Origin of the sequence: Bradyrhizobium sp. dw_411 (assembly GCF_018449695.1) — a bacterium.
GTDB lineage: Bacteria > Pseudomonadota > Alphaproteobacteria > Rhizobiales > Xanthobacteraceae > Bradyrhizobium.
Genome location: NZ_JAAVUY010000015.1, coordinates 101,430 through 119,230 on the forward strand (window position 1 = coordinate 101,430; position 17,801 = coordinate 119,230).

17 protein-coding genes are annotated in these 17,801 nt (G+C 61.7%); all 17 read right to left on the bottom strand.

Annotation, left to right across the window (positions count from 1 at the left end):
* Window positions 1–129: 129 nt before the first annotated feature.
* Entirely contained in the window at window positions 130–1,800 is a 1,671-nt protein-coding gene (locus HB676_RS24265) for a ribonuclease J (protein WP_213740989.1), read from the bottom strand.
* Window positions 1,800–2,612, bottom strand: a complete 813-nt coding sequence (locus HB676_RS24270; protein ID WP_213740990.1) for a biotin--[acetyl-CoA-carboxylase] ligase — start codon at window positions 2,610–2,612, stop codon at window positions 1,800–1,802. Before HB676_RS24270 ends, HB676_RS24265 begins: the two co-directional genes overlap by 1 nt.
* Window positions 2,613–4,043, bottom strand: a complete 1,431-nt coding sequence (gene nuoN / locus HB676_RS24275) for an NADH-quinone oxidoreductase subunit NuoN (RefSeq protein ID WP_213740991.1) — start codon at window positions 4,041–4,043, stop codon at window positions 2,613–2,615.
* A 10-nt stretch (window positions 4,044–4,053) separates the two neighbouring features.
* Window positions 4,054–5,562, bottom strand: coding sequence for an NADH-quinone oxidoreductase subunit M (locus tag HB676_RS24280; RefSeq protein WP_213740992.1), 1,509 nt, complete (start codon window positions 5,560–5,562; stop codon window positions 4,054–4,056).
* A complete protein-coding gene (gene nuoL / locus HB676_RS24285) occupies window positions 5,562–7,631 on the bottom strand; it encodes an NADH-quinone oxidoreductase subunit L (RefSeq protein ID WP_213740993.1) in 2,070 nt (689 codons plus the stop codon). Before nuoL ends, HB676_RS24280 begins: the two co-directional genes overlap by 1 nt.
* Window positions 7,632–7,639: 8 nt before the next feature.
* Window positions 7,640–7,948 (bottom strand): NADH-quinone oxidoreductase subunit NuoK, encoded by a 309-nt coding sequence (nuoK, locus tag HB676_RS24290; protein WP_171581897.1) that lies wholly within the window; start codon window positions 7,946–7,948, stop codon window positions 7,640–7,642.
* Window positions 7,945–8,583: an NADH-quinone oxidoreductase subunit J gene (locus HB676_RS24295; protein ID WP_213740994.1), complete on the bottom strand. Its 639-nt coding sequence runs from the start codon at window positions 8,581–8,583 to the stop codon at window positions 7,945–7,947. The genes nuoK and HB676_RS24295 overlap by 4 nt, the downstream gene beginning before the upstream one ends.
* Before the next feature lie 122 nt (window positions 8,584–8,705).
* Window positions 8,706–9,200, bottom strand: coding sequence for an NADH-quinone oxidoreductase subunit NuoI (gene nuoI / locus HB676_RS24300; protein ID WP_192733447.1), 495 nt, complete (start codon window positions 9,198–9,200; stop codon window positions 8,706–8,708).
* 7 nt (window positions 9,201–9,207) lie between these two features.
* Window positions 9,208–10,266, bottom strand: a complete 1,059-nt coding sequence (gene nuoH / locus HB676_RS24305; protein WP_213740995.1) for an NADH-quinone oxidoreductase subunit NuoH — start codon at window positions 10,264–10,266, stop codon at window positions 9,208–9,210.
* 4 nt (window positions 10,267–10,270) lie between these two features.
* Window positions 10,271–12,340: an NADH-quinone oxidoreductase subunit NuoG gene (gene nuoG / locus HB676_RS24310; protein WP_213740996.1), complete on the bottom strand. Its 2,070-nt coding sequence runs from the start codon at window positions 12,338–12,340 to the stop codon at window positions 10,271–10,273.
* 8 nt (window positions 12,341–12,348) lie between these two features.
* Window positions 12,349–12,840 (bottom strand): hypothetical protein, encoded by a 492-nt coding sequence (locus tag HB676_RS24315; protein WP_213740997.1) that lies wholly within the window; start codon window positions 12,838–12,840, stop codon window positions 12,349–12,351.
* A 5-nt stretch (window positions 12,841–12,845) separates the two neighbouring features.
* Window positions 12,846–14,171, bottom strand: coding sequence for an NADH-quinone oxidoreductase subunit NuoF (gene nuoF / locus HB676_RS24320; protein WP_213740998.1), 1,326 nt, complete (start codon window positions 14,169–14,171; stop codon window positions 12,846–12,848).
* 21 nt (window positions 14,172–14,192) lie between these two features.
* On the bottom strand, window positions 14,193–14,408 hold the full coding sequence (locus HB676_RS24325) for a hypothetical protein (protein ID WP_213740999.1): 216 nt from the start codon (window positions 14,406–14,408) through the stop codon (window positions 14,193–14,195).
* Complete coding sequence (nuoE, locus tag HB676_RS24330) at window positions 14,405–15,016, bottom strand: NADH-quinone oxidoreductase subunit NuoE (RefSeq protein WP_213741000.1); 612 nt, start codon at window positions 15,014–15,016, stop codon at window positions 14,405–14,407. Before nuoE ends, HB676_RS24325 begins: the two co-directional genes overlap by 4 nt.
* Window positions 15,017–15,028: 12 nt before the next feature.
* Complete coding sequence (locus HB676_RS24335; RefSeq protein ID WP_213741086.1) at window positions 15,029–15,991, bottom strand: FkbM family methyltransferase; 963 nt, start codon at window positions 15,989–15,991, stop codon at window positions 15,029–15,031.
* The gene (locus HB676_RS24340; protein ID WP_213741001.1) at window positions 15,991–17,181 is read right to left on the bottom strand and encodes an NADH-quinone oxidoreductase subunit D; all 1,191 of its coding nucleotides are present in this window, start codon (window positions 17,179–17,181) and stop codon (window positions 15,991–15,993) included. The genes HB676_RS24335 and HB676_RS24340 overlap by 1 nt, the downstream gene beginning before the upstream one ends.
* Window positions 17,178–17,792, bottom strand: coding sequence for an NADH-quinone oxidoreductase subunit C (locus HB676_RS24345; protein WP_213741002.1), 615 nt, complete (start codon window positions 17,790–17,792; stop codon window positions 17,178–17,180). Before HB676_RS24345 ends, HB676_RS24340 begins: the two co-directional genes overlap by 4 nt.
* Between the last annotated feature and the right edge of the window lie 9 nt (window positions 17,793–17,801).

Consider the following 17,801-nt stretch of genomic DNA (forward strand, 5'->3'; position numbering starts at 1 on the left):
CGCGTTCATCGGCTTTTGCCGAACGCGGCTACCTTAGAGCCTTATCGGTTCTGATTGAACCGGGCTCTAATCTTTTGTTTTGACGCGTTTTCTTTACGCGAACCGGTATCCACTTCGCTCGAAAACGCTCTAAACCGTCAGGACGTGAACATAGCACAGCGGTTTCTTGCCCCAATGCTCGTTCAGCGTGGCGCGCACGGCCCGGCGCACCGATTCCGCCATCGCATCCGGGTCGCGCCGACGCGCGCGCGGCAAGCCTTCGACGGTCGAAACCACGACATCGAAAACGATCTCGTCAATGATTTCGCCGGCCATATTCTTTTCGGGTATGCCAACCAGATCAACCTCGGGATCGTCGGCCAGTTCGCCTTTTTCGGTCACGGCGATCGCGACGAAGGCGCAACCGGCGAAAGCCAGTTTGCGCCGCTCCACGACGGCGCGCGATTTGGAATCCTCCAGGATCGAACCGTCCCTGTAGAGCCGGCCCGACGGCAATTCCTCGATCACGGCAGGATCGCCCGGCCCGAGTTTGACCAGATCGCCGTTGCGGCAGATCAGGACCTTCGGCACGCCCGAGGCCCGTGCCAGCTTGGCGTGTTCGAACAGATGCAGCGCCTCGCCATGGACGGGGATCAAGAGTTGCGGACGCACCCACGAGATCATGTCGCGCAGTTCGTCGCGGCGCGGATGGCCGGAGACATGGACGAGATGGGTGCGGTCGGTGATCACCTCGACGCCCTGCGTGATCAGGCCGTTGATGATGGCGCCAACCGCCTTCTCGTTGCCGGGGATGGTGCGCGAGGAAAAGATCACGCAGTCGCCCTTGTTGAGCGTGACCTGCGGATGATCGTCATTGGCGATGCGCGACAGCGCCGCGCGCGGCTCGCCCTGACTGCCCGTACACAGCGCCAGCACCTTGTCGGGCGGAAAATGGCCGTAGAGATCGGCGCCGCGGAAATTCTGCACGCCATCGAGATAGCCGGTTTCGCGCGCGACCTGCACCACGCGCTCCATGGCGCGGCCGACCACGACCACCTCGCGGCCCGCCGCCTTCGCGGCATCGGCGACGGCGCGCAACCGCGCGACGTTGGAAGCGAAGGTCGTTACGGCGACGCGGCCCTTGGCCGCTTTCACCAGTTCGATGATGGTCTTGGCGACTTCAGCTTCCGAAGGCGAGCGCCCTTCCCGTACCGCATTGGTGGAATCTCCGACCAGCGCCAGCACGCCGGCATCGCCGAGTTCGCGCAAACGCCGCTCGTCGGTCGGCTTGCCGATGATCGGGGTCGGATCGATCTTCCAGTCGCCGGTGTGCAGCACCGTGCCGACCGAGGTATGGATCGCCAGCGCATGGGATTCCGGAATCGAATGCGCGACCGGAATGAACTCGACCGTGAACGGTCCAAGATCGACGCGGCCGCCTGATGGCACCACTGTAACCGGGATTTTCGGCGGATTGCGCTCGGACGCGCATTTGGCCTCGAATAGCGCAGCGCTGAATTGGGTCGCGTAGATCGGGCACTTCAGTTTCGGCCAGAGGTCGATGATGGCGCCGAAATGGTCCTCATGGGCATGGGTCAGGACGAGGCCGACCAGGTTCTTGCGTTCCTTTTCCAGGAAACGGACGTCCGGCATGATGGTGTCGATGCCGGGCAGATGTTCTTCGTCGCCAAAGGATACGCCGAGGTCGATCGCCAGCCACGACCGCTGATGGCGGTTGCCAAGGCCATAGATCGACAGGTTCATGCCGATCTCGCCGACGCCCCCGAGGGGCGCAAAGGTCAGTTCATCCGGGCGCGCCATCAGGCTGCTCCCGCCGACGCGGCCGCGCCGAAATAGACGTCGCCCGCCGATATCGGAACCTGCGCGCCCTCTGACGTCCTGACCATCATGCAGCCGGTTTCATCGATGGTGTCGAATATTCCCTCGATCGTGGCGGCGCCGGTGTGAACGGCGACTGGCTGCCCCAGCCCGGCGGCGCGCTCCAGCCAGAGCTTGCGGATCTCGCCAAAGCCACGTCCGGCGTCCCAGACGCCGCGAAATTCCGTCCAACTGTCCGACAGCGCGCCGAACAGCTCCTCTGCCGCGACATCAATGCCCAGCGCGGCCAGCGAGGTCGCGGGGGTCGGCGTGCCTTCGGGGGCCGCAACGACGTTGGTGCCGATACCGACCACGACGGCCAGGCGATTGTCGGGCACGGCCTCGGCTTCCAGGAGGATGCCGGCAAGCTTCTGTGACCCTGCCAGAACGTCGTTGGGCCATTTCAGCGAAAACTTCATGTGCTCCGATCCTGCCGATCCCGGCGATGCCTTATGGCTTACATTTCGCAGCGCCGTCTCAAGCGCAACCCCCGCAGCGAATCCGAGGGTCGCCGCGACCGGCGGCGTGACATCGATGACCTCGAGGATGCTGCTGGCGAGATTGCCGCGCGGCGCGATCCACGGGCGATTGCGCCGTCCACGGCCCGCCGTCTGCTCTGAGGTGACGAACCACATCGGCCCGCGCTCGCCGGCGCGCGCGCGCGACATGGCTTCCGCGTTGGTCGAGCCGATACTTTCAAATGCAGCGAGGCGATAACCCGCCGATATGGCTCGGGAACCGAGCGTGAATGGCATCTAGAATAGAGACTTCGCCGCAGCCGTTGCCACGCTGACCAGCGGCCCCGGATAGACGAAGAAAAAGATGTTGAAGAGGCCCGCGACCGCCAGCACCGTGCGCAATTCCACGCGCATCGGATCGAGCTTGGCGAGCGGCTCGTCGAAATACATCACCTTGATAATGGTGAGATAGTAAAATGCGCCGACCACGCTGGAGAGCACGCCGATGACAGCCAGCGTAAACAATCCCGCCTTGATCGCGGCGATGAATACATAGAATTTTGCAAAGAAGCCCGCGAGCGGTGGAATGCCGGCCAGTGAAAACAGGAACATCGCGAAGAAGAACGCCAGCAACGGATTGGTGCGCGATAGTCCCGCGAAGTCGCTGATATTCTCGATCGGCTGACCGTTGCGCTTGATGGCCAGGATGATCGAGAAGGTGCCGAGCGTCATCGCCACATAGATCGCGATATAGACCAGCACACCCTGCGCGCCCTCGGCCGTACCGGCCGCGAGCCCGACCAGCGCGAAGCCCATATGGCCGATCGAGGAATAGGCCATCAGGCGCTTGATGTTCTTCTGGCCGATGGCGGCGAACGATCCCAGCGCCATCGAGGCGATCGAGACGAACACCACGATCTGCTGCCATTCCGGCACGATGCCCGGAAACGCCGTGAGCGCGACGCGAGTGAACACCGCCATCGCCGCGACCTTCGGCGCGGAAGCAAAGAACGCGGTTACCGGCGTCGGCGCGCCCTCGTACACATCGGGCGTCCACATGTGGAACGGCACGGCCGAAACCTTGAAGCACAACCCTGCCAGCAGGAACACCAACCCGAACACGATGCCGATGCTGCCCGTCTTGGCCGAGGCCGCGATGCCGGCGAAGCTAACCGTGCCGGTGAAGCCGTATACCAGCGAAGCGCCATACAGCAGCATGCCCGACGACAACGCACCCAGCACGAAGTACTTCAGGCCGGCTTCGGTCGACTTGGCGTTGTCGCGGTTGCTGGCCGCGACCACGTAGAGCGCGAGCGACATCAATTCGAGCCCGAGATAGAGCATGATCAGGTCGCCGGCCGAGATCAGCACCATCATGCCGAGCGTCGAGAGCAGCACCAGAATCGCGTATTCGAAGATGCGCCGGGACGGATCGGCCAAGAATTCGGTCGACAGGATCAGCGTCACAGCCGAACCAATCAACGCCAGGATTTTCAGGAACCGGGCAAAATCGTCGACGATGAAGCTGCCGTTGAACGTCGTCAGTTTTCCAGCCGGTAACAACAGTTCCAGCGCACCCACGACCACCAGCAGACAAACCGCGAGACCGGTGACAAGACCGGTCGTCTGCGGGCCGCGATAGGCCCCAATCATCAGCAGCGTCATGGCACCGAGGGCCAGCACAAGCTCCGGCAGCACGGGCAGCAACTGATAACCTGCAAAGTTCATAATAGCGCCTTTACTGCAGCAGGGCGGCTGCCTTCATGGCAGTCACCGCGTGGCCGTAATTGGTAACGAGTTGCTGGACCGAAGCCGCCGACATGTCGAGTACCGGCTTCGGATAGACCCCGAACAGGATGGTGAGAATAACCAGTGGCGCCAGCGTCAGGCTCTCGCGGAATGTGAGATCCTTGATGGTCGCCAACGACGGCTTGACCAGCGCGCCGAATACGACCTTCCGGTAGAGCCACAGCGCATAGGCAGCCGACAGGATCACGCCCGTGGTGGCGAAGGTTGCGGTCGTGACCGAGACCTTGAAGGTGCCGAGCAGCGTCATGAATTCGCCGACGAAACCGGAGGTGCCGGGCAGACCGACATTGGCCATGGTGAAGACCATGAACACCAGCGCATAGAGCGGCATCCGGTTGACCAGTCCGCCATAGGCCGCGATCTCGCGGGTATGCAGACGGTCGTAGACAATGCCGACACAAAGGAACAGCGCGCCCGACACGATGCCGTGCGAGATCATCTGGAACACGCCGCCGGCGACGCCTTGGGTGGTGCCGGCGAAAATCCCCATGGTGACAAAGCCCATATGCGCCACTGAGGAGTAAGCAATCAGCTTCTTCATGTCCTCCTGCATCAGCGCGACCAGCGAGGTGTAGATGATCGCAATGGTGGAGAGCGAAAACATCAGCGGCGCGAAATCATGCGAGGCCAGCGGGAACATCGGCAACGAGAAGCGCAGGAAGCCGTAGCCGCCCATCTTCAGCATGATCGCGGCCAGGATCACCGAGCCCGCGGTCGGCGCCTCGACGTGGGCATCCGGCAGCCAGGTATGAACCGGCCACATCGGCATCTTCACCGCGAAGGAAGCGAAGAACGCCAGCCACGCCCAAGTCTGCAAGCTTCGCGGCACCGCGGTGTGCATCAGGACCGGAATGTCGGTGGTGCCGGCATTCCAGTACAGCGCCATGATCGCCAGCAGCATCAGCACCGAGCCGAGCAGCGTGTAGAGGAAGAACTTGAAGGAGGCATAGACCCGGCGCGGTCCGCCCCACACCCCGATGATCAGGAACATCGGGATCAGGCCGCCTTCGAAGAACAGATAGAACAGCACCAGATCGAGCGCCGAGAAAGTGCCGATCATCAGCGTTTCGAGAATAAGAAACGCCATCATGTATTCGCGCACCCGCATCGTGACCGATTTCCAGCTCGCGACGATGCAGAACGGCATCAGCGCAGTGGTCAGGATCACGAACGGCAGCGAAATGCCGTCAACACCCATGTGATAGGTGATGGCATTGGCGAGCCACGGCGCCTTTTCGACGAACTGGAAGTCCGGCTGGCTGGGATCGAAACGCATGACCAGGATCAGCGACACGGCAAACGTGATCAGCGTGGTCCACAGCGCGATCCAGCGCGAATTGCGCCGCGCCGCCTCGTCATCGCCGCGGCTGATATAGATCAGCAGCGCGCCGAACACCGGCAGGAACGTAACGACAGATAGAATAGGCCAGGTAGTCATCACTGGCCTCCCACGCCAAACATGAACCAGGTGATCAATCCGGCCACCCCGATCAGCATCGCGAAGGCGTAGTGATAGAGATAGCCGGTCTGCAGCCGAACTACATTGCGGGTAACGTCAAGCACCCGCGCCGACACGCCGTCAGGCCCGAAGCCGTCGATGATGTAGCCGTCGCCGAACTTCCACAGGAACCGCCCGATCCACTTGGCCGGACGAACGAAGATCAGGTCGTAGAGCTCGTCAAAATACCATTTGTTGAGCAGGAAATTGTAAAGCAGCGGCTGTTGTCGGGCGAGCTCGACCGGCAGATAGGGCCGGCGGATGTAGAATATATAAGCGACAATCGCTCCAACAACCATCATGACAAAGGGCGACCACCCAACCCATGCCGGGATATGCTCCATGTCCTCAATGATGTGCGGATTCATCTTCACCGACTCGCGGAAGAACTCTTCCACGCCAGCGCCCTTGAACAGTTCCTTGAACGGAAAGCCTGCGAGGAACGATCCAACCGCGAGAACGAAAAGCGGCACGAGCATCCACATCGGCGCCTCATGAGCCGCCTCGTAGTGTTCTTGATCGTGGGGTTCGCCGAAAAACGTCTTCAAGATCAGGCGCCATGAATAGAACGAGGTCAGCCCCGCGGCGACCACCGTCGCCAAGAACGCGTAAAGCGCAAATGGATTGTGCGAGGCATAGGCGGATTCGATGATTGCGTCCTTGGAGAAGTAACCGGCGGTGAGCGGAAAGCCGGTCAGCGCCAGCGTGCCCACCACCATCACAGCAAACGTGAATGGAATCTTGCGCCAGAGCCCGCCCATGTTGCGGATGTCCTGCTCGTGATGCATCGCGTAGATCACCGAACCGGAGCCCAAGAACAACAGCGCCTTGAAGAAGGCGTGCGTAAACAGATGGAACATGCCGACCGAGTAAGCCCCCGCCCCCATCGCGACGAACATGTAGCCGAGCTGCGAACAGGTCGAATACGCCACGATCCGCTTGATGTCGTTTTGCACGAGACCAATCGTCGCCGCGAAGAAGGCGGTGGTGGCGCCGAAGAACATCACCACGGCCTGCGCGTTAGGCGCGAGCTCAAACAGCGGCGATAGACGTGCGACCATGAAGACGCCCGCGGTGACCATCGTCGCGGCGTGAATCAGCGCCGAGACCGGCGTCGGGCCTTCCATCGCGTCCGGCAACCAGGTGTGCAGCAGGAATTGCGCGGATTTGCCCATCGCGCCCATGAACAGCAGCAAGCAAGTCAGCGTCAGCGCGTCGGCATGCCAGCCAAAGAAATCGATTGTCTTGCCGGTGAGGCCCGGCGCGCCGGCAAAGATCGTCTCGAAGTCGGTCGACCCGATCAGCATGAAGATCGCGAAAATGCCGAGCGCGAAACCAAAATCGCCGACACGATTGACCACGAAGGCCTTGATCGCCGCGGCGTTTGCCGACGGCTTCTGATACCAGAAGCCGATCAGCAGATAGCTCGCCAGACCCACGCCCTCCCAGCCGAAGAATAGCTGCACGAGGTTATCAGACGTCACGAGCATCAGCATCGCGAAGGTGAACAGCGACAGATAGGCAAAGAACCGCGGCCGATTCGGGTCCTCGTCCATGTAGCCAATCGAATAGAGATGCACGAGCGAGGAGACGGTGTTGACCACCACCAGCATCACGGCGGTCAGCGTATCGACCCGCAGCGACCATGAGACCTGCAGATCGCCCGAGGTGATCCAGGGAAACAGCGCGATCCTGACGTCGTGATGCATGAAGCCGACATCGACCAGGGCAGCCCAGGACAAGGCCGCCGAAACCAGCAGGAGCCCGGTCGTGATCAATTCGGCCGCACGCGAGCCGGCGGCCGGCGGTTCGGACACGTGATGGTCGTCGTGGCCGTGATCGTCGGCATGGTCATCGTGCGCATCGGATGCATGGGCGTCGGCGCCATGCGCGTCGTCGTGATGTTCGAGCACATCACCGCTCGGATTGCGCGCATGCGCCCCGAACAAGGCGATCAGCCCCGCGAGAATGGCGCCGATCAGCGGCAGAAAGACAATTGCCTGGATCATGTGCCGCGCTAGCCCTTCATCAGATTGACGTCTTCAACCGCGATCGAGCCGCGGTTGCGGAAGTACACTACCAGCACCGCAAGGCCGATCGCCGCTTCGGCGGCCGCCACGGTCAGCACCAGCAGTGCGAACACCTGGCCGACGATATCACCGAGGAAGGTCGAAAACGCCACCAGGTTGATATTGACGGCAAGCAGGATCAGCTCAATCGACATCAGGATGACGATGATGTTCTTGCGGTTGAGGAAGATGCCGAGAATCCCGAGCGTGAACAGGATCGCACCGACGGCCAGATAATGCCCGAGACCAATCGTCATTGCACCCACTCCGCGGCATCGGCATCCTGCAGGCCCTGCCCTGTCGCCACCTTGCGCACGCTCATGGCAAGCTCAGGCGTGCGCGCGTTCTGCACATTGATATCCTGCCGCTTGACGCTGGCCTTGTGGCGCAGCGTCAGCACGATGGCGCCGATCATCGCGACCAGCAGCACCATGCCGGCGATCTGGAAGTAGTGGATGTATTTCGTATAGAGCACGAGGCCGAGCGCCTCGGTGTTGCTGATATTGGCCGGGATCGCCGCCGTGATCGTTTTGGCGACGTTGGGATTGATGACCCAGCCGCCGCCGACCAGCAGCAATTCGGCGAGGAAGATCGCGCCGATTACCAGACCAACCGGCAGATATTCCAGAAAACCCTCGCGCAGTTCGGTGAAGTCGACATCGAGCATCATGATCACGAACAGAAACAGCACCGCGACCGCGCCGACATAGACCACGACCAGGATCATCGCCAGGAACTCGGCGCCCATCAGGATGAACAGGCCGGAAGCATTGACGAACGCCAGGATCAGAAACAGCACGGAATGCACGGGATTGCGCGAGACAATCACCATCACCGCCGAGGCGACGCAGACGCCGGCGAACAGATAGAAGAACAGTGCGGGAAGGATCATACGAGGCTCCCTGTCATTCCGGGATGGTCCAAAGGACCAGACCCGGAATCTCGAGATTCCGGGTTCACGCTTCGCGCGCCCCGGAATGACGTGGAGGTGTAGCGTGAGATCATACCCTCACCTCACCGGTACGGCGCGTCGAGTTCGATCGATTTCGCAATCTCACGCTCCCAACGGTCGCCATTGGCGAGAAGTTTCGCCTTGTCATAATAGAGTTCCTCGCGGGTCTCGGTCGCGAATTCGAAGTTCGGTCCCTCGACGATGGCATCGACCGGACAGGCTTCCTGGCACAGTCCGCAATAGATGCATTTCACCATGTCGATGTCGTAACGCACGGTGCGGCGGGTGCCGTCATTGCGCCGCGGGCCGGCCTCGATGGTGATGGCCTGTGCCGGGCAGATCGCCTCGCACAGCTTGCAGGCGATGCAGCGCTCTTCGCCGTTGGGATAGCGGCGCAGCGCATGCTCGCCACGAAAGCGCGGCGAGATCGGCCCCTTTTCGAAGGGATAATTCAGCGTCGGCTTCGGCTTGAAGAAATAGCGCATGGCGAGAAAGAACGCCGATACGAATTCCGTCAGCAGCAGCGAGCGGGCTGTAGCGTTGATGTTGACACTCATAGCGACCTCATTTCGGCGCGATCCCCGCAAACTGCAGCACGCCGGCGACCACAATCACCATCGCGAGCGACAACGGCAGGAACACCTTCCAACCCAGCCGCATTAGCTGGTCGTAGCGGTAGCGCGGCACGATCGCCTTCGCCATCGCAATCAGGAAGAACATGAAGAATACTTTGAGCACGAACCAGATTATCCCCAGTGGCGCCGAATTGAGCGGCCAAATATCAATGGGGGACGTCCAACCGCCCAGAAACAGGATCGTCGCCAGCGCGCACATCGTGGTGATCGCGACGTATTCACCGAGCATGAACAGCAGATACGGCGTCGAGCCGTATTCGACCATGAAGCCGGCAACCAGTTCGGATTCAGCTTCCACCAGGTCGAAGGGCGGCCGGTTGGTCTCCGCCAGTGCCGAGACGTAGAACACCACGAACATCGGAAACAGCGGCCAGACATACCAGTTCAGAATGGTGAGTCGCGGCAGTCCGATCAGGCTGGCGAATCCGTGCAGCTTCTGCGCCTCAACCACCGCCGACAGATTGAGCGAGCCGGCGCACAGCAACACCGTGATGATCACGAAGCCGATCGAGACTTCGTAGCTCACCATCTGCGCCGCCGAGCGAAGTGCTGCGAGGAATGGATATTTCGAGTTCGACGACCAGCCGGCCATGATGATGCCGTAGATCGACAGCGACGAGATCGCGAAGATAAAGAGCACGCCGACATTGATGTCCGCGATCACCCAGCCGACATTCATCGGGATCACGGCCCAGGCCGCCAGCGCCAGCACGCAGCTCACCAGCGGCGCCAGCAGAAACACGCCCTTGTTGGAGCCCGCCGGAATGATCGGCTCCTTCAGCACGAACTTCAGAAGGTCGGCGAAGGATTGGAATAGCCCCCAGGGTCCGACCACGTTGGGGCCGCGCCGGATCTGCACCGCCGCCCAGATCTTGCGGTCGGCCAACAAAATGTAAGCGATCGCGATCAACAGCACCACGAGCAGCAACAGGCTCTCGGCGACCATGACGATCAGCGGCCACAACGTACTGGTCCAGAATTCGGCCATCACCTTACTCCGCCGCCGTCAGCATTCGCCCCGACGCCAGGCGGGAGCATTCCGCCATGACCGCCGAAGCGCGTGCGATCGGATTGGCCAAATAGAAATCTTCAACCGATGTCGTGAACGGCGCCTTCTCGACGCTGCCGCCCTTGCCCGCCAGCGTCTTGAGATCGGCGGCGTTGCCGGCCTCGATCTGGTCGATGCGCATCAGATGCGGGGTGGCCTTGAAGATCGCCTGCCGCAAGGCGCCAAGCGAGTCATAGGGCAGCTTCCTGCCCAGAACGTCCGAAAGTGCCCGGATGATCGCCCAGTCCTCGCGCGCTTCCCCCGGGGGAAACGCCGCGCGGTTGGCCATCTGCACCCGGCCTTCGGTATTGACGAAGATGCCGGATTTTTCGGTATAGGCCGCGCCCGGCAGGATGACGTCCGCACGGTGCGCACCACGATCGCCGTGGGTGCCGATATAGACCACGAAGGTGCCATCCGGCACCTTGACCTCATCGGCGCCCAGCAGAAACAGCACGTCGAGCGTGCCGAATGTCGTCATCTCGGCAATGCTGAGACCGCTCTTGGCAAAGCCGATGTCGAGCGCGCCGACGCGCGACGCGGTGTCCTGCAGAACAGCGAACCCGTTCCAGCCGTCCTTGATCGCCCCGAAATCCACCGCCAGCTTCGCCGCGGCCGCGAGAACCGCAGCACCGTCATGACGTGCGGCCACACCGGCACCGACCAGCACAATCGGATGCTTCGCGTTCTTGAGCACATCCGCGAAGGCATTCTTGCCCGCCGCAAGATCGCTCAGCGAATCCGTGCCCGCGCCGAGATAGTCGTAGCTGTAAGTCAGATCGGCCTTGGCGCCGATCACGCCGATCTTGAGCTGACCGCTGCGCCAGCGCTTGCGGATGCGCGCATTGAGAACGGCGGCTTCGCGGCGCGGATTAGAACCCACGATCAACAGCGCGTCGGCCTGATCGATGCCGGCGATGGCGGGATTGAAGATATAGGAAGCGCGGCCGGCCTTGGGATCGAAGGCGTCGCCGCCCTGCACCGCCAGATTGGCCGAGCCGCATTTCGCCAGCAGCTCCTTGAGCGCGAACATCTCTTCGACCGCGGCCAGATCGCCGGCGATGGCGCCGATCCGCTTGCCGTCGATGCGCCCGGCCTTGGCTGCGATCGCCGCGAAGGCTTCGGACCACGACGCGGCGCGAAGCTGGCCATTTTCCCGGATATAGGGCCGGTCGAGCCGCTGCGTACGCAGACCGTCGATCACATGACGGGTCTTATCGGAAATCCACTCCTCGTTCACCGCCTCGTTGACGCGCGGAAGAATGCGCATCACCTCGCGGCCGCGGGTATCGACCCGGATCGCCGAGCCAACGCCATCCATCACGTCGATCGACTGGGTCTTGCCGAGTTCCCAAGGCCGCGCCGCGAAAGCGTAGGGTTTCGAGGTCAGCGCGCCGACCGGGCAGATATCGACGAGGTTGCCCTGCAGTTCCGAAGTCAGCGCGGATTCCAGATAGGTCGTGATCTCCATGTCCTCGCCGCGGCCGGTCGCGCCCATCTCGGGCGCGCCGCAGACTTCGGCGGTGAAACGCACACAGCGTGTGCACTGGATGCAGCGGTTCATCGAGGTCTTGACCAGCGCGCCGATATATTTGTCCTCGACCGCGCGCTTGTTCTCGGCAAAGCGGCTGGTATCGACGCCGTAGCCCATCGCCTGATCCTGCAGATCGCACTCGCCGCCCTGATCGCAGATCGGGCAATCCAGCGGGTGATTGATCAGCAGGAATTCCATCACGCCTTCGCGCGCCTTCTTCACCATCGGCGAGCGCGTCGAGATTTCCGGCGGCTCTCCCTTGGGACCGGGACGGCAATCGCGGACCGCCCAGGCGCAGCTTGCAACCGGCTTCGGGCCGCCCTTCACCTCAACGAGGCACATCCGGCAATTGCCGGCGATCGACAAGCGCTCGTGGTAGCAAAAGCGCGGAATTTCAGCGCCCGCCGCTTCACACGCCTGCAACAGCGTGTATTCCGCGGGAACATCGATCTCTTTGCCATCGACGATGAGTTTGGTCATTGCGTGTCTCAGGTCTTTCGCAGCTTGCAGTCGGGTGGCGTGACGCTGGCGGTCTTCAGGGACGCCTTCACCCATCGCTGGGTGTCGGAACTATAGGTGGCAAGATAAGCCGGTTCAGCCACGTTCTTCTCGCAGAGGAACGGCAGATGCGGCTTCAAATCGTAATCGCACGACGCCAGCCATTCGTGCTTGTCGGCGAATGCCGCGGTCGCTTCCTCGCAGGCGTAGAGGAAGTAGGAAACAAAGCTCTCATATTGGGCCTGCGCGTCGCGGCTGCCGACCTTGATCGCGTCGTAGTCCGGCGACGAGAATTTCGGATTCTTGAACGCCAGATCGGTGTAACCGAGAAACGCCTGCCGGGCGCTGGCGGCCCGATTGCCGGTGCGGATTTCGTTGATCTGAAACAGGATCGCAACAAAGCCGAGCAGCGCAACGGTCGCCTGCGCCATCTGCGCCAGCGTCCCGTATTTCTGCCACCAGAAAATGCTCGGTTGCGACATCGCTCCTACTCCGCCGCGACCATATGGGCGGGATCGCGAATGCCGACGTCATCAATATCGGCCTTGCGCGAATAGGCGTCGATGCGCTCTTCGATCTCGTGACGGAAATGCGCGATCAGGCCCTGGATCGGCCATGCCGCGGCGTCGCCGAGCGCGCAAATGGTATGGCCTTCGACCTGCTTGGTCACTTCCAGCAGCATGTCGATCTCGCGCTTATGGGCGCGGCCCTCCGCCATGCGGGTCAAGACCCGCCACATCCATCCGGTGCCTTCCCGGCACGGCGTGCACTGGCCGCAGCTCTCATGCTTGTAGAAATAGGCGATGCGCGCGATGGCCTGGATCAGGTCGGTCGACTTGTCCATGACGATCACGGCGGCGGTGCCAAGACCGGAGCGCAGCTTGCCCAGGCTGTCGAAATCCATCGGCGTATCGATGATCTGTTCCGCCGGCACCATGCGCACCGAGGAGCCGCCGGGGATCACCGCCTTGAGATTATCCCAGCCGCCGCGGATGCCGCCGGCATGGCGTTCGATCAATTCGCGGAACGGAATTCCCATCGCTTCTTCGACGTTGCAGGGACGCTCCACATGGCCGGAGATGCAAAACAGCTTGGTACCGACATTGTTGGGACGGCCGATGCCCGCGAACCACGCCGCGCCGCGCCGCAGAATATCCGGCGCAACTGCAATGGACTCGACGTTGTTGACGGTGGTCGGGCAGCCATAGAGACCGACATTGGCCGGGAATGGCGGCTTCAGCCGTGGCATGCCCTTCTTGCCTTCGAGACTTTCCAGTAGCGCGGTCTCTTCGCCGCAAATGTAAGCGCCGGCGCCGTGGGTCACATAGAGGTCGAACGGCCAGCCGTTGATGTTGTCCTTGCCGATCAGCTTGGCCGCATAGGCCTGATCGACCGCGGCCTGCAGATGCTCGCGCTCACGGATAAATTCGCCCCGCACATAGATGTAGCAAGCATGCGCGTTCATCGCGAAGCTCGCAATCAGGCAGCCTTCGATCAGCAGATGCGGATCGTGCCGCATGATCTCGCGGTCCTTGCAGGTGCCGGGCTCGGATTCGTCGGCATTGACCACGAGATAGCTCGGACGGCCGTCGGTCGATTCCTTCGGCATGAACGACCATTTCAACCCGGTCGGAAACCCTGCCCCGCCGCGTCCGCGCAGGCCCGAGGCCTTCATCTCGGTGATGATCCAGTCGCGGCCCTTGTCGATGATGGCCTTGGTGCCATCCCAGCCGCCACGGCGGCGCGCACCCTCAAGACCCCAGTCCTCGAGGCCGTAGAGATTGCGGAAGATGCGGTCCTTGTCGTCGAGCATGACTTGAAGCTTCCTCGGGGGTCAGCGATTGGACTGCATAAAGGCGAGCCCGGCGGCGCATCCGCCGAAGGTCAGCGCCCATAACAGGCTTGAATTGAGCGAGGCATTCAGCCCATAGCGCTGCAACAGAAAGATGAAGACCGCAGCGGTCAGGGTATGCAGAGCAATATAGCGCCAGCTTTTCATGGCACCGACGCTCCCGGGCTGTGACGCGTGCAATGCGCTGATCCGCGTCATGTGGTTTCCTTCAGCGTGGTCGGGCCGCCGATCGGGGCTGAGAACTGACGGCCATTTTGCGGACCGGGTTTCGGCAGGTTTCCGGAGGCGAAGCCATCCAGCACCTTGCCGAAGTTTTCCTTGGTCAGATCCTCGTAAGTATCCTTCCAGATCAGCACCATCGGCGCATTCACGCAGGCGCCAAGACACTCGACCTCTTCCCAACTGAAATCGCCATCTTTCGACAGATGAAAGGGATCGTGATGGATGCGGCTCTGACACACCTCGATGATGTCGGCCGCGCCGCGCAACCGGCACGGCGTGGTGCCGCAGACCTGGACGTGGGCCTTCTTGCCGACCGGCTGCAACTGAAACATCGTGTAGAAGGTCGCGATCTCGAGCGCGCGGATGTAGGGCATATCCAGCAAATCCGCGACTGCACGGATGGCGGCTTCCGAAACCCAGCCGTCATGCTGTTCCTGCACCCGCCACAGGATCGGGATCACTGCGGAGGCCTGGCGGCCCGGCGGATGCTTGGCGATCTGTTCTTTGGCCCAGGCGAGGTTTTCCGCGGAGAACGTGAAGTTCGCGGGCTGCAGTTCCTTGGGGGCGAGGCGACGGACGGACATCTATTCAGTCTCTCATTGCATGCGGCGCGCGGCATTCGCATTCAGGGCATTGATCCGGTTTTGCCAGAAGGCGCTTGCGGTGCCGAACACGTTGTAGCCGACGTGGGATGAAACCTTGATGCGATCGAGGATCGAAAGCTCGGTCACTGTTTCCAGACGATTGCTGCGCGGATCGTAGACGATCAGCTTGAGCGGGGTTTGCTCCAGGATAAAGCGCGACACGGTATGGTTGGGATCATTGCCGTGCTCTTCGCACATGACGACGCTGTCACCCTGCAGCAGGCGCGCGCCGCCCTTGATGGCTTCGATCTCGACGCCTTCGACATCGAGCTTGACGAGGTATTTTCCGTCGGCCGAAATCTTGCCGTCGTCGAGCAGATTGTCCAGCGCGAGCACCGGCACGTCTTCGCCGCGGCCACCGGCACCACCGGCAATGCTGAACGCTTCATGCTTGGTGCCGGACAGCCGCGCGGTGCCGCGCGCCGCGCCGATCGCACATCTCATCGGCTCGAAGCGATGATTGTTGATCGCAGCGTTATTCTTGAGTTTGGCAAAATTCTGCGACGACGGTTCGATCGCAATCGCCTTGTGCGAGCCGAACGGCGCGCTGGAGACAAGCACCGACCAGTAACCGAAATTGGCGCCGCAATCGAGCAGCGTGTAGTCGACGCCGGCAGAATCGCGGAACAGCAATTCGAGCTCATCCTCATAACGAAACGAGCGATTGAGCAGCTTGCTCCAGTAACCCTCGCCATAGGGGAATTCGAATATCGCATCGGAATTGAGTTTGATCGCGATGTTACGCTCGGGCAGCGTCTTGCGCAGCAGATTGGCGCAACCGATGTAGCCGCGATGCGAAAAGTGTGAGGAAATCTTCGAACCCGTCGACAACGCCAGCGCGGCCGTCCGCTCCCACAGGTTGGCTCCCTCAAGAGCTCCCGATGCCCGGTCAAACTGAATGGGCGGCAGCGCGATCACCGATCGACCTCTCCGAACACGATGTCGAGTGAACCGAGGATGGCGGAGACGTCAGCCAGAAGGTGCCCCCTGCAGATGAAATCCATCGCCTGAAGATGCGCAAAGCCCGGCGCGCGGATCTTGCACTTGTAGGGCTTGTTGCTGCCGTCGGAGACCAGATACACGCCGAACTCGCCCTTCGGCGCCTCGACCGCGGCATAGACTTCGCCGGCGGGCACGTGGAAGCCTTCGGTGTAGAGCTTGAAATGATGGATCAGCGATTCCATCGAGCGCTTCATCTGACCGCGGCGCGGCGGAAAAATCTTGTTGTCTTCGATCGCGACGGGCCCCTGCCCGTCGGCGGCGCGCAGCTTCGCGATGCACTGCTTCATGATGCGCACGGACTGGCGCATCTCTTCCATGCGGATGCAATAGCGGTCGTAGCAATCGCCATTCTTGCCGATCGGAATGTCGAAATCCATTTCGGCGTAGCACTCATAGGGTTGCGCCTTGCGCAGATCCCAGGCCGCACCGGAGCCGCGCACCATCACGCCGGAGAATCCCCATTCCCAGGCCTGCTTCAGCGACACCACGCCGATATCGACGTTGCGCTGCTTGAAGATGCGGTTGCCGGTGAGCAGCGTTTCGAGATCGGCGACCACGCCGAGGAACGGATCGCACCAGGCGTCGATATCGTCGATCAGCTTCGGCGGCAGGTCCTGGTGGACGCCGCCGATCCGGAAATAGGCCGCATGCATCCGCGAGCCGGACGCGCGCTCGTAAAACACCATCAGCTTTTCGCGCTCTTCAAAGCCCCACAATGGCGGGGTCAGAGCGCCGACGTCCATCGCCTGCGTGGTGACGTTGAGAAGATGCGACAGGATGCGGCCGATCTCGCAATACAAAACGCGGATCAACTGGCCACGGCGCGGCACCGCGATGCCGAGCAGCTTTTCCGCTGCCAGACAAAAAGCATGCTCCTGGTTCATCGGCGCGACGTAGTCGAGCCGGTCGAAATACGGGATCGCCTGCAGATAGGTCTTCTGCTCGATCAACTTCTCGGTGCCGCGGTGAAGCAGTCCGATATGCGGATCGACGCGGGCCACGATCTCGCCATCGAGTTCGAGTACCAGACGCAACACGCCGTGTGCCGCCGGATGCTGCGGCCCGAAGTTAATTGTGAAATTACGCAGTGCTGCTTCGGTCATACTTTCGGCCCTGCTTTCTCATCCCCGGGCAGCACCGGATAATCGGCACCTTCCCATGGCGAGAGAAAATCGAACTTGCGGAATTCCTGGTTGAGGCGGACGGGCTCGTAGACCACCCGCTTCTCCTGGTCGTCGTAACGCACCTCGACGAAGCCCGAGAGCGGGAAATCCTTGCGCAGCGGATGGCCGTCGAAGCCGTAATCGGTCAACAGCCGCCGCATGTCGGGATGGCCGGTGAACATCACGCCGTAGAGGTCGTAGCATTCGCGCTCGAACCAGTCGGAGCCCGGGAACACATCGATGATCGACGGCACCTGCGTGGTCTCGTCAGCCTCGGCGCGCAAACGAATGCGCTCATTCAGCGTCGGCGACAGAAAATGATAGATCACGTCGAAGCGCTTCTCGCGGCCGGGATAATCCACCGCCGTCACGTCGATGAAGCTGACAAAACGACAACCGGGGTCGTCGCGCAGGAATTTTACCACATCGACGATCTTGCCGGCCTGCACGTTCACCGTCAGCTGGTTGAACGCAACCGAATGGCCGGTCGCGGCGCCGGCGAGCGCGCTAACAATCGTCTGCCCCAGGGCGTCGAGCCTGCCGTCGTCCATTCTAAAAAC